8 protein-coding genes are annotated in these 12,849 nt (G+C 56.3%); 6 read left to right on the top strand and 2 right to left on the bottom strand.

All coding sequences use genetic code 11. The annotated features are described in order from the left end of the window. The first annotated feature begins 1,003 nt into the window (after positions 1-1,003). Together JTM80_RS09095 and JTM80_RS09090 are read left to right on the top strand one after the other, a co-directional pair. The gene (locus JTM80_RS09095) at positions 1,004-1,981 is read left to right on the top strand and encodes a two-component system response regulator (RefSeq protein WP_172358386.1); all 978 of its coding nucleotides are present in this window, start codon (positions 1,004-1,006) and stop codon (positions 1,979-1,981) included. 263 nt (positions 1,982-2,244) lie between these two features. Further along, entirely contained in the window at positions 2,245-3,258 is a 1,014-nt protein-coding gene (locus JTM80_RS09090; protein ID WP_205371022.1) for a lysylphosphatidylglycerol synthase transmembrane domain-containing protein, read from the top strand. Here the strand turns inward: JTM80_RS09090 and JTM80_RS09085 are convergent. Both JTM80_RS09085 and JTM80_RS09080 read right to left on the bottom strand, forming a co-directional pair. Further along, a complete protein-coding gene (locus JTM80_RS09085; RefSeq protein WP_205371021.1) occupies positions 3,205-4,902 on the bottom strand; it encodes a glycosyltransferase family 39 protein in 1,698 nt (565 codons plus the stop codon). The genes JTM80_RS09090 and JTM80_RS09085 overlap by 54 nt on opposite strands. A 35-nt stretch (positions 4,903-4,937) precedes the next feature. Next, entirely contained in the window at positions 4,938-6,743 is a 1,806-nt protein-coding gene (locus JTM80_RS09080) for a DUF6798 domain-containing protein (protein WP_172358389.1), read from the bottom strand. A 132-nt stretch (positions 6,744-6,875) separates the two neighbouring features. Here JTM80_RS09080 and JTM80_RS09075 point away from each other — a divergent pair, with 132 nt between their 5' ends. The 4 genes from JTM80_RS09075 to rpsU all read left to right on the top strand — a co-directional run bounded on the left by JTM80_RS09075 (position 6,876) and on the right by rpsU (position 12,703). After that, complete coding sequence (locus tag JTM80_RS09075; protein ID WP_205371020.1) at positions 6,876-8,708, top strand: hypothetical protein; 1,833 nt, start codon at positions 6,876-6,878, stop codon at positions 8,706-8,708. Next, positions 8,705-10,399 carry a hypothetical protein gene (locus JTM80_RS09070; protein WP_172358391.1) on the top strand — a complete coding sequence of 565 codons (1,695 nt, stop codon included), beginning with the start codon at positions 8,705-8,707 and terminating at the stop codon, positions 10,397-10,399. Before JTM80_RS09075 ends, JTM80_RS09070 begins: the two co-directional genes overlap by 4 nt. Before the next feature lie 609 nt (positions 10,400-11,008). Continuing rightward, positions 11,009-12,316, top strand: coding sequence for a hypothetical protein (locus JTM80_RS09065; protein WP_172358392.1), 1,308 nt, complete (start codon positions 11,009-11,011; stop codon positions 12,314-12,316). Between the two features lie 207 nt (positions 12,317-12,523). Further along, positions 12,524-12,703, top strand: coding sequence for a 30S ribosomal protein S21 (gene rpsU / locus JTM80_RS09060; protein WP_058881784.1), 180 nt, complete (start codon positions 12,524-12,526; stop codon positions 12,701-12,703). Positions 12,704-12,849 lie beyond the last annotated feature (146 nt).

The raw sequence follows: 12,849 nt of genomic DNA, 5'->3' as shown, positions 1-12,849 counted from the left end.
CGATGCCACCAGCATATCCGCCACAAATCCGCTACCACTGGTCACCGCTGCAAATACTTAGAAGAAATCTCTAAGAGCTAATTTATGAAGCAAATCTTAAGAAGCCTGAAACTCTTGGCATGTGTGGCCTGGTTGCCTGACACAAGTCCCGAAAGCCCAGAAAATTCGTTGTCTTGGGATCGAAGCCCATAGCTCCTGAGTTGCAGCCGGAGGGCTTGGTCAGAGGAGCTTTTGGGCCAGCGTCCCCTACGAGAAATCAGGGGTTTCCAGAGATGTGTCAGGCAGTCAGATGTGTGGCTTTGAGGTCATGCTTGCCCAGGAAAAGCGGTTTCTCGGAAATCCTTGATTAACAAGGCTTTCAGGCTCCTTTACAAATTAGCTCTAAAATACAAGTGGTTAATCTCTCACTAGCCTCTGGTCACCCTGAGGCATTAAAAACGATTCCAGCTAGAAAAGCGAATGAAGATTCGTGGTTTAGAAGTCATTCAAGACTGCGATACATTGATTTGCTATTCTTGCCGTTCTCGCCGCTTTCATTTGGTTTTTTAATCAGTTAGGACTTACGCAATTGGACGATTTCTCGCGGGCGCAGCCCGCGAGAAATCGTCCAAAACCCAGGAAACCTACCACAAGTGCGTAAATCCTGTCAGTTTTTTAATTAATTCCAGAGAGAGGGAGCGCCTCTCGGCTGTTTCCTGGTGTTGCAGTAAACCCCGAAAACCCTTTAATCCTCTGATTTGGGAAAATTCAGCGTTGTATAGACTACATTTAGGCTTGGTCTAACTCTCCAGTCTAAGACTATAAATTCTGTTACCTCCCCGGCGGGATTGTTAAGCCTTAAATGCAGAAAATCTCCGTAAAAAGCCTGATCTCTGGTGTTCAGTCATTCAACATACTGAAGTAATTATGAGCTATTCGAGCGCCCTCCTCAAGATCGACACATAGAAAATCTGCGCTCCAAAATCTTCCTAGCCCCTCCAGCGAGCGAAAGCGAGATCTTCCTGTGAACTACTCTGATTCTGAAAAGCCTAAAATCCTTGTCGTAGATGATCACCCATCAAGCCGCATGACAGCGGTTGCGCTTTTGTCAGTGGAAGGCTACGACGTGCTAGAGGCAGACAGCGGCACTGCCGCGCTGGACTGCGTGGCGCAGGCTAATCCAGACCTGATTCTGCTGGACGTGATGATGCCAGGAATGGACGGCTACGAAGTTTGCCGCCAGCTCAAGCAGGATGAGCATACACGCCTGATTCCGGTCGTCTTTGTCACTGCACTAAACGATCGCCGCGCCCGCTTGCGAGGCATTGAGGCCGGTGGCGATGATTTTTTGTCGAAGCCGTTTGATCAGCTAGAACTCTCGGCCCGCGTGAATTCTTTGGTGCGCCAAAAGCGGCTGAATGAGGATCTGGATCATGCGGGGCAGGTGCTATTTTCGATTGCCCGCACGATTGAGAGTCGAGATCCCAACACGGGCGACCACTGCGAGCGGCTAGTGCAACTGGGCAAGGCGTTTGGCGAGTTTCTGGGCCTCTCGCGGACGGAAGTGCGCGACCTGATGTGGGGCGGCTATCTGCACGACATTGGCAAGGTCGGGATTCCGGATGCAGTGCTGCTTAAGGTGGGTCAGCTTTCTCCCGAAGAATGGATTATCATGCGCCAGCATGTGCTGATTGGTGAGCGCATCTGCCAACCGCTGCGAACGATGCAGGGAGTGGTTCCCATTATCCGCCATCATCATGAACGCTGGGACGGGTCGGGGTATCCAGACGGACTGAAGGGCAATGAGATTCCCTACCTGGCTCAGATTTTCCAGTTGATCGATATCTACGACGCGCTGACCAGCGAGCGTCCCTATAAATCAGCCTTTTCACCCGAAGAGGCGCTGAAGATCATGATGGAAGAAACGGCGAAAGGGTGGCGCAATCCTGACCTGATGGATAAGTTTTCCAGCTTTATTGGCGCAAGGGCGATTGCCGCTTAGCCCAGCAAGCTGCCTCAACTCCAGCAAGCTGCCTTAACTAACGAGTTGTTAGCAAGGGCGATCGCCGCTTAGCCCAGCAAGCCATAGGATTCTGACGGTTTCCCAGTCGTGGCGGTGCGTGTGCAAAATGCGCGCGCAAAACCTGATAACTGCTCATGTCATAATCAAGCGGGATCAAGCGGGCCTGAGCGCTGCGGTATGACTGAACTTCGTCGCATCAGCGCCCAAGACGCTGCCGCTAGACAAGGCATGATAAGGCACGCATGAAAAGACTGGTTTCGATTCTCGTCAGCGGCGTGATTCTGCTGCTGATTTACTGGAAGATTGACTTTTCTGGGCTGATCGGAGTGTTCCGCGAGTGCGATCGCCCGTGGATGGCCATCAGCCTGGGCATGGTGATTCCGCTGACGATGCTAACGGCGGGACGGCTGCAAATGCTGATGCCTGGGACGGGGGGTAAGGGTTATGAGCCAGAGCCTGAGTTGATCCCCGATCCCTGGGATTTGAAACCTGATCCCGCCCGCCTCAGCTTTTGGGAAGCAAACCAACTGATTCTGGCGGCAAGTTCACTGAACATGGTGCTGCCGTCGAAGATGGGGGATATTGCCAAGGCCTATTTCATGCGCGATCGCGGGCATTTGACAGGTTTCCTGGCGCTGTCGCTGGTAGTGTTTGAAAAAGCCTGCGATATGCTGTCGCTGCTGCTGTGGTGCGTGTTTGGGCTGCTGCTCTATCCCCAAAAGGACTGGCTGTTTTGGGTGATGACGGTGAGCGTGCTGAGTGGGCTGGTGCTGGGGCTGCTGCTGCTGGGCTGGCCGCGCTTTGCCCAGTTTTTCTTCCGACAGGCAGAGCGGATTGCGCCGAAAAAGATGGGCAAAAAGCTGGTGACGCTAAGCCATTCCTGGCAGGAGATGCACGATTATTTTTGGGGCGATCGCCCCCGGCTTGCAAAAATCTCGGCGATATCAATTTTCATCTGGTTTTTGCACCTGCTGCAAATCTGGTTTTTCATTCTGGCGCTGAGGGCGTGGGTGCCGTTTGTCACGAACCTGGCGCTGTCGCCGCTGGCGATTTTGGCGGGGCTGCTGCCGCTGACGTTTGCGGGCGTGGGCACGCGGGATGCAGCGCTCATTTTGTTCTATGCACCCTATTTCAATGCGGCAACGGCGGCGGCGCTGGGGGTGCTGTGTACATCGCGTTACTTCATTCCGGCGATCGCCGGCCTACCCTTCCTCGGACAATACCTCAGCGTTGCGCGGGAGATCCGCCGGGGCTGAGGCGGGTTTTTGCTGGAGGGGCTGCGCCTTGGCGGGTCGCTGAATGCGCCAGAGCCGGTCGGCCTCGGCATCGGGAGCATGGGGATCGCGGTAGACCATCTTGAGGCAATAGCCCTGGCGTTCCAGAACGGTTCGCAATTTTTCGGAGGGATTGAGCAAAAAGACGGGTTTATAGCCCCGTGCCACCTGAAAGCGAGCGCGATCGCCCACCAGTTGCAGCCGCACATGGGAATCGAGCCGACGGCTAAAGGCTAGGATGGCGCTGGGATGACGATCGGCAATCACCAGCGGCTTGGCCTCGCGGTTAATCATTTCTGCCACGGGAAGATAGTAGGCGCTGCGGGAAATGCTCTTATTCCACCACAGATCGGAGTTGGCGCTGTCGAGGGTGTTGCTGAGGGCGATCGCCACCATTGCACCCAGCACGCCGCGCCAGAACCAGGGTTGCCAGCGATGCAACTGCCCGCTCGCCTGGGTAACGATCGCCCTAGTAAAGAGATACACCAGCGCCAGTTGCAGCCCAACGTAAGACGGGATCAGGTAGCGAATGCGAACCGTGCGCCTGCCGCCCAACAGCACATCCGGCAGCGCCAACCCCAAAAACGGCACCGCCACCAGCAGCAGCACCAGCAGCCAGCAGCGCGGCACCGTCTGGCGACACAGCACCACCAGCGCCCACCCCACGAGCAGCACCAGCAGCAGATTCGCGGCGGCCAAGTCGATGCCGACCAAAGAGCGGCTGAGGCCCAAAAACCAACGGTTAATCAAATGGTCAAACGAGGTCACCTCGTTGAGAGAAGCCGTCGTGTCGCGAATGCGGTCGGCCCGCACCACCAGCAGCACCATCCACGGCAATAGCGACAGCAGCGCCCCGCCTGCCGATAGCGCGTAGGCACGAGCAGTGTCCGTCAGCCGCCGCTTTTGCAGAACCTGCTCAACACCAAGGATGTAGAGCGCATGGGCGATCGCCACCAGGGCAAACAAAAGCTGTGTATACAACCCCAGCGCCACGCTCAGCCCGTAAATCGACCAGCTTTGCCAGCTTCGCACCCGCATCGCCCGCAGCAGCGCCGCACTCGACAGCACAATGCACAGTGTCCACAGGCTATAGGGCCGCGCCTCCTGAGCATACAAAATATGCAGCGGCGTGATGGCAAATAGCCCCAAGCTAACCCACGCAGCCACCTGCGACTGAAACAACTCCAGCGCCAGCCAGAACACACACGGCAAGGCCAGCACGCTAAACACCGCCGACAGCCCCCGCACCGCCCCCGACCCGCTGCCGAACCACTGCATCCATCCGCGCACGCCCAAAAAGTACAGCGGCGTGTGTTCTGCATTGCTCATCAGCGCCGCCAGCGTGTGCCCCCAGCCGTTTTCTGGCTCCAGGCTTTGATAGCGCATCACCGTTTCGGGCGAAATTACTGTACCCGTAAACTGCTCCTCCACAAACTCCACTTTGGTATGCCCCGACGATCGCAGCGAGGTCAGCGCTTCGTCTGTCCAATACACCTTCTGGCTGAGGTTGATGAAGCGGAAGAAAATGCCCGCGATGAGTAGCGCAATGACGGCATAGCGGAGCCAAGTCGGAACCTTTGGGCATAGGAGTTGACTGACAGAACCTGGCGTTTCGATAGTGTGCATAGAGACCCTGATGGAGTGGCGATCAGCCGAAGATCCTACGGCGGCGGAACCTGAGCGCCTTGTTGGGCAGCCGCATTGGGTGCTGCATAGAGCGTGTAGTCTTCGTTTTGGTACAGGACGGGAAGATCGAGTTTGGGTGACCCTTTGGATAGAAAATAGGCGGCGCTGTAGGTCTGCATCAGAACGATCGCCTGCTCGGTGGTCAGGTTGCGATAGCCTTGTGTCATCCGCCGCTGAATGTCCAGACTGTTGTTGCGATCGCGCTGAATCCCCACCCACGGATCGACACTGCCACTCAAGCGAGTTAAACGGTCAATCCATTCGGCAATCCCGACTGAAGCGGGTGGCACGAGCTTAAATTTAGCAATCGTTGCCCGCTCTGCCAGCCAGTGAAAGTTGTCCAACTCCACGGGCGGTGTCACGAAGATGGCATCGCGGGGCGTGTTTTGCTGAATCCATTCACACAATTCCTTGCCGGCCCGGTCGATGCGCTGGGCGCGACTGGGGAAGTCTTGCAGGGCGATCGCCTGCTGCACAAACACAACCGCCTGCGCTGCACAGACTGCCGCCACAATCCACAAACTCACGCGCCGCAGTCGTTTTGCTGCTTGCCCAGTTGCACTTGCACCACTATTGGGTAATTCACTGGGCAATCTATTGGGTAATTCACCGTGCAATTGACTGAACGATCCAACGGGCGATCGCCCGCTCATGGCCTGCTCCAGCGCACAGCACCCCAGCAGGCAGGCATTCAGCGGCAGCATAATATCGCCAAACCGAAACGGGTAGTATTGCAAGAACTTGCCTTCGGTGTCGAAGGGCGCGGCCAGCAGTCCAGCCACAAAGGGAATCAGGCTGCACAGCAGAAACGCAGTGAGGCCCATCCGCGCCTGGTAATGGGGGGTGTGCAACTGTCGCCGCTGTTTGGCGATGCGGTGCAGTAAAACGGCACTTCCGAGGGCGATCGCCAACAGCATCACTGGCTTCAGCCACCAGCCCCCGTCCCAGGACAGCGGGTTCAGGTGATGCGGCGTGCGGATAAACACGTAAACGAAGGATTCTGAAAAGCGTCCCTCCGGCGTTTGCGTGGTCAACTGTTGCAGCACGGGGCGAATCGAAAACACCGCGCCCACCGCGTACAGAGCCAGCATTTTGAGGACATTGCCCAGATTGCGGAGCAGATCACGCCGCCACAGCCCCAGCCAGGCGATCGCCACCAGGAAGGCCCAGCCGCCCACCAGCGTATGAAACGAAGTCGCCACGCCCAGCAGCAGCCCCGCCAGCACGATGCGCCCCTCCAGCAGCAGCCCAAGGGCAAACAAAATGCAGGTGTAGGCCGGAATTTTCGGCTCGATGCCGCCAAATAGCCACTCGCGGGAAACCGTGCCCTGTGCCCCCGACGCGCCGCTCAGGCCCGTATTGACATAGAGGAACAGAATCATCGACAGCAGCAGCAGCGGCAGGCTCAGCCCAATGCGACGGCTGAGGAAGACCAGCCCTGCCGATAACCCTGTGTAGCCCAGCAGTCTGCCAATGATCGAGGTAGGCAGGAACCCCCACGCATCCGCCATGCGTCCAAAGATCGCAATAAACGGAACGCGATAGCCAGGGGGCTGATTCAGATACCAGTCCTGGGGAAGCCAGTTTGGATTAGCCTGCTGGCGGGCAAAGGGGAGGATGTTCGTTTCATTCACCTGGCCCATGTTGCCAGCCAAGAGACACCGCAGGCTGACCAGCCCTACCAGCAGCAGCACAGGCAGCCAGAGCGATGCAACTGCTGCGAGGGGGGCTCGAATCTGCTTTCCAAACTTTCTCTGAAAATCCTTGCCGAGGGTACTCATGGCGACCGTCAAAACCTAAGGTACTATTACACTACTCTGGGTCGCGTCCGCAAAGTTTTGTAACCTCGCTCTGCCATGTCACGTTCCCGCCCCTGGTTTTACCCATCTGCTCTAGCGACGGCAACTGATAAAATGCCGAAATTCGCGAAGCAATCCCTGCGGGAACCACACGTTTGGTTTTGGCTAGGGCTAAGCCTGCTGGTGTCGCTGCTCTACTATCTGCCTGCGCTGATTCAGGTGTTGAGTCATGCCTACGTGGTGCAGGACGATGCGCGGCAGCACGTCACCTGGATGCTGCGCTTTGTCGATCCAGATCTGTTCCCCAACGATATTCACGCCGACTATTTCCAGGCGGTTGCGCCTAAGGGTTACACCACGCTCTACTGGGTCTTTGCCCAGCTTGGTGTTGATCCGCTGCTGCTGCACAAGCTGCTGCCGCCCGTGCTGGCGCTGGCGACGACGGCGCTGTGTTTCATCACTGTGCTAGAAATTTTGCCCGTGCCCTTTGCCGGGTTCCTGTCGGCGCTGCTGCTCAACCAGGGCTTTTGGATGCGGGATGATATTGTGTCGGCGACTCCTGTCGCCTTCGGTTACCCGTTTTTCTTTGCGTTCCTCTATTTCTTATTGCGGCAAAAATTACTGCCCCTGCTAGGAATCATTGCGCTACAGGGATTGTTTTACCCACAAGTCTTGTTTGTCTATTGCGGCATTTTGCTGGTGCGGCTGCTGCGGTTTGACGGCTGGCGACCGGGTCTGACCTATGACCGTCAGCACTATCGCAGGGCGATCGCCGGACTGATCGTTGCCTTCTTTGTCCTATTGCCCTACGTGCTGCGAAACCACGGCTTTGGCCCAACCGTTTCCGCCGCCGAGTCGCTGCAAATGCCCACCTTCTGGGAGCCGAACTGGTCAGAGTTTTATCTCTCTGACCCGTTTGAGTACTACCTCCGCTACTGGCTCTGCGGCAAACGAGCGGGAATGCTCCCCGGCGACTGGTGTTCGGTCGATTATGGCCCGCTGAACTGGCTCTATCCCGACAACGGCGACCCCACCCAGCCGCCTATTCACCTCAGCCGGGTGCGGTTTGGGCTACCACAGGTGATTTTTGCGCTGCTGCTGCCCCTGCTGCTGCGGCTGCCCCGACGGTTTCCGCTGGCCCGTTGGGTCAATGGCAACGCCCATGTATTTGGACAGGCGATCGCCGCTTCAGTAGCGCTCTACGTCCTGGCCTACCTGGTTCGCTTCAAGCTGCACCTGCCCAACCGCTATACCGAGCATACCTTTCGCGTGGTGGCGATTCTGGCGGCGGGAATTGGGCTGGCGCTAATTTTCGATGCGCTGCTGCGGTGGATGCAATCGGCGCGGGTGCGGCTGGCTCCGCTGGGGCTGGCGGGCCTACTGACGGCGCTGCTGCTGGGCTATCCGCTGTTTTTGCGAATCAACGAAAATGCTTACCCCATCACGGATTACGTAATCGGCAGGGCACAGCCGGAACTGTATGAATTTTTGGCGGCGCAGCCCAAGGACACGCGCATTGCCTCAATTGCGCCAGAGATGAACAATTTGCCCAGCTTTACACGGCGATCGCTCGTGGCGGGCGGCAGGGGCTACGCCATTCCCTACCACCTGGGCTACTACAACGAGGTTGTGGGGCGATCGCTCGCGCTGATCCAGGCGCAATACACCCCCAGCCTGGACACACTCCAGCAGTTCATCCAGCAGCAGGAGGTAGATTTCTGGCTACTCCAGCGCAACGCCTTTCGTCCCGGATATTTCCGGATCAATCCGTCGCTGGTGGAATACGCCGACCGCATTGGCGACTTGCTCGCCCAGATTGAAAGTGGTATCGTTCCGGCGCTCTCGCGCATTCCCCGACGCTGCATTGGCTACGAAGATCAGACCTATCAAATAATCGACGCTAACTGTGTGCTGACGCTGAACCGCCTGCGGAGGAACCCGGCGTGACGCACCAATCCAATGCTCACCCGCTTCTGGCAAACACGCGCCGCAGTCGATGGTTTTGGCTGGGCGCAAGCTTGCTGGTGGCGATCGCCTACAGCAGCCTAGTGCTGCAACGGGCCTTTCGCGCCGAATACGTGGTGCAGGATGATGCGCGGCAGCACTTGTTTTGGATGCAGCGGTTTTTAGACCCCGACTTGTTTGCTAATGACCTGATTGCCGACTATTTTCAGTCCGTTGCGCCCTGGGGGTTTACCACTTTCTATCGGCTATTTGCCGCCTTGGGCATTGACCCGCTGCTGCTCAGCAAACTGCTGCCGCCCGTGCTGGCGCTGGTGGCGACGGGTTTTGGCTTTGGCGTGGCAATGCAATTCCTCCCGGTGCCCATCGGCGGCTTCTTTGCGGCGGTGCTGCTAAACCTGGTGTTTTGGTCCCACGATGATCTGGCTTCGGCCACGCCCCGCGCCTTTATGATTCCGCTGTTTCTGGCGTTTCTGTACACGCTGCTGCGGCGACACTGGGGCTGCTGGCTGGCGATCGCCCTCATGGGCCTGTTCTACCCGCAATACGCGCTGGTGTGCGGCGGCGTGCTGGCGTTCTCGCTGGTGCAGTGGCAAAAGGGACAGATGGATCTGACGCACCGCCGCGCCGATTGGGTGTTTTTGGGCATCGGACTGGGGATCACAGTGGCGACGCTGCTGCCCTACCTGCTGGCGGCCAATCCCTATGGCCCGGCGCTGACCGCAGCCGACGTGCTGGATGACCCGGAATTTCTGGGCGACGGGCGCGGCCGCTTCTTTCTAGACGATGCCACTATGTTCTGGCTGTCGGGACATCGCAGCGGTCTGTTTCCCACCTTCAAGCCGCCGCTCATGGGGCTGGGCGTGTTTTTGCCGCTGCTGCTGTGGAAGCTGCCCACGCCACTGGTGCGCCAGGTCAAGCATCTGGGGCTGCTGCTGCGGATTGTGGCGGCCGCACTGGTGCTGTTTGTTGCGGCCCATGCGCTGCTGTTTCGGCTGCACCTGCCCAGTCGCTATACGGGCTACACGCTGCGGTTTGTGCTGTGCTTTGCGGCGGCGATCGCCCTGACGCTGTTCCTGGATGCGGGGCTACGCTGGCTGCATAGGGCACAAGTTCGGTGGCTGCCTGCGGTGGTGCTGCTTGGGGGAATCGGGGCGATCGCCGCCAGCGTTTGGTTCTATCCGCGCTACATTACGCCCTTTCCCGCCGACGAGTTTCGGGTGGGTCGTGCCCCCGCCCTGTATGAGTTCTTTGCCCAGCAGCCTAAAGATATTGTGATTGCTTCTCTAGAAGACGAAGCCGACTTTATTCCGGTCTTTTCCAGTCGCTCGATCCTGTTTGGACGGGAGTACGCCATTCCCTACCACAAAGCCTACGGACAGCAGATGCGCCAGCGGGCGATCGACCTGATTCGCGCCCAATACACCCTCGATCCGGCGCTGCTGCGAGCCACGATCGACCGCTACAGCATCGACTTCTGGCTGATCTCCCGCGCCACGTTTCGTCTCGGCACGCTGCAAGCGCTCAAGTTTCGCCAATATCCGGAGGCACTGACCGAAGCCCAGGCTAATCTGCAAACCGCAAAACCCATCCTGGCGAGACGCATCAACCGCTGCCAGGTTTTGCAAGTTGAGGAATGGACAGTGTTAGATGCCGCCTGTCTGCGCGGCAGATGAATCCATCAAGATAGACCAAAGCTGTAGGTTTAAGTGGAATCTATTCTGCTAAAACATTCGTCCCCTCTATACAGAACTTGCCGACTTGGGTTACAGTTCAACTTGAAAACTTGACAAAAGCTTTAAAAAATACAGATTATTACGGAACCTTGCTCTAAAACTTGATACACAAACATCGACAGGAGAATTCAGTATTCGAGGGCTGGTGTTTTTGCATAACCCCCACGCAAAGCGTAGATATAAGACGCATGGGGTTCCTTGACAGATGTCAGGATCTCGCCAATGAAGTTCATCAAAGCTTTAAGCTTGGCGTGACTTCAGTCACACCGAAGGCGTAAAAGCCTCTGATAGCATTTAATGCAATCGGGTAAATACATGCAAAGGTTAAGCAGCAAGTTACGCAGAGATCGACGGCAAGGCTCAACGCCAGGAATGTGTTGCTTTCGGTATTGCTCTCAGCGCAGCTCTCAATTTGCACTTCGGGTTTCACATTTGAGTTCTAGCCGCTGAGTCGCTGCTTGATCACTGGGGTTTGTCTACTATCACAGTTCGCTTTAGCGGGTTCGGAAGCTGAGTTTGAGGCTTGGTTTGACAAGGGAGCATTAGGTTGTGGTAACCACGCAAGTTGATCACTATTATCGGCAAATTAGTCTGGAAGAGCAGACGATCTACGACCATCTCCTGCACTGGATTGAGCATGAAACGCCAGAGCAGATGGTCGATCGCTTTCATGCGCTGTTTATTGATGGCTCTCGCTATAGTGATCCCGATATCGTGGCGGCGCTTGATAAGGTCACAGCCTCTCGCCTTGCGTCCGAAGAATTTCGCTATGTCTTAAACCGCTGTTGCCACATCTTGATTAACCGCTGGCAGGCGCGATCGCAGTCTCAGTTGGCCATCCCCAAGCTAATTGAACTGTTTGAAAACAATGCTGCCCAAGCCCAGAGCCAGATCAGCATCCACCGCTCGCGATCGCTCCGCCGCCTCCGGGAGTTGACTCGCCAATTCACCGAAACCGAGCAATATTTGACGCTGCGTCGCCTGGCCCAAGTGTTGAGCGAGGCCGCCGAGGCGCAGCAGGGCAACGGACAACGCCCCCTGGGCACTTTGATTCCGCGCTATCCCTACCTATACGAGCATTGCCTGATCAGCGAAGACTGCACCCGTGAGCAGCAGAACACGGTTCGCCAAGTACGGGCATCGCGGCAGCACAAGTTTGAGGTTGACCTGTCGCAATATCTGACCTATCAGGTGCGTCAAGATCGGGCGGCCGAAAATGCCTTTGTGGGGGCGATCGCCACGCCTTCGACTCCTCGACTGATTCACCCAGTCTCTAACCCCACCCTCTTAGAAGATCAAGACTTGAATCGCGTGGTGCGCCACTACACCGGCAAAATCGAAGGAAGCCGCAGCTACAAAGATTTGGCTCAAAATTTTCTGGCCCAGAGCAACTACACGCACTGTTTCGCCGATTTTAAGAACGACCTGTACGAATACATCACGTCGTCCGTCGATCCGGAGTATGGGCGCAGACAGTTCAACAACCAACTCTACGGCTATCTAAAGGACATCATGCCCGACAGCGACGACCAGCGCCTTAACGACTTCTTGCTCGTTCGCACCTGTAGTCATCTGCTGAATTTCCTGGTGGTAGACAGCGCTCAGCACCCTAAGCATTTTGTCTTCGTAGATCTATTGACGAATCTTGGCCCGATGCTGACGACAGGACTACTGCTCAAGATTGTGCTGCTGTGTCGCAAGGTCAAGCCCGCCCTGGAACGGCGCTTCTCAATTTTATTCAGCCATTACGAATCTTGTTCTCGTGATGCAGTGAGCTGGCTCATTGAGGCGCTGGAAAATCTAAACGTAGCGCTCAGCGTTAATTTTGGCTCCGTCGATTTGTCCTTCTTAACTTAATTTCTAGACCTCAACCCACTTAACTTCAAATCACTTGCCCTCAAATCACAACGCTGCCGGGTTTCCGGCTTTGTTCAGTTCTTCATAAGCGCCTTCCCATGCTAACCTTTCAAACTGCGCGGTAAGGGTAGCATAGGATGGATAAAACGCGGTATTCTTAGAAAAGTGACTAAACCATTTTCTGCAATCAGTTAAGGAGTGTTTTGCATGACCCAGGTGGTCTTAGGAGAAAACGAAGGGATTGAGTCGGCACTGCGACGGTTCAAGCGTCAGGTTTCCAAGGCGGGAATCTTGGCCGATGTGAAGAGCCACCGTCACTTCGAGACTCCTCTGGAAAAGCGCAAGCGCAAGGCGATTATGGCTCGTCGGAAGCGCCGTTTCCGTTAGGTTTGGTGATCAGCTACGAGTTTAGTGTTAAGCCTCGATATGTCTTTGCAGCAAGTCTTTGCATCGCAGGTTTAAGGCGAAGGCTCAGTTTAATACTTCATGTGTACGTGTGATGTATGCATGGCACATAAGTTTTGGCAAATAAA

The sequence above is a fragment of the Thermoleptolyngbya sp. PKUAC-SCTB121 genome (assembly GCF_016919485.1).
Classification (GTDB): Bacteria; Cyanobacteriota; Cyanobacteriia; order Elainellales; family Elainellaceae; genus Thermoleptolyngbya; species Thermoleptolyngbya sichuanensis.
Note: the sequence above shows the minus strand (reverse complement) of the source record. Positions and strands in the feature narration are given on the sequence as shown.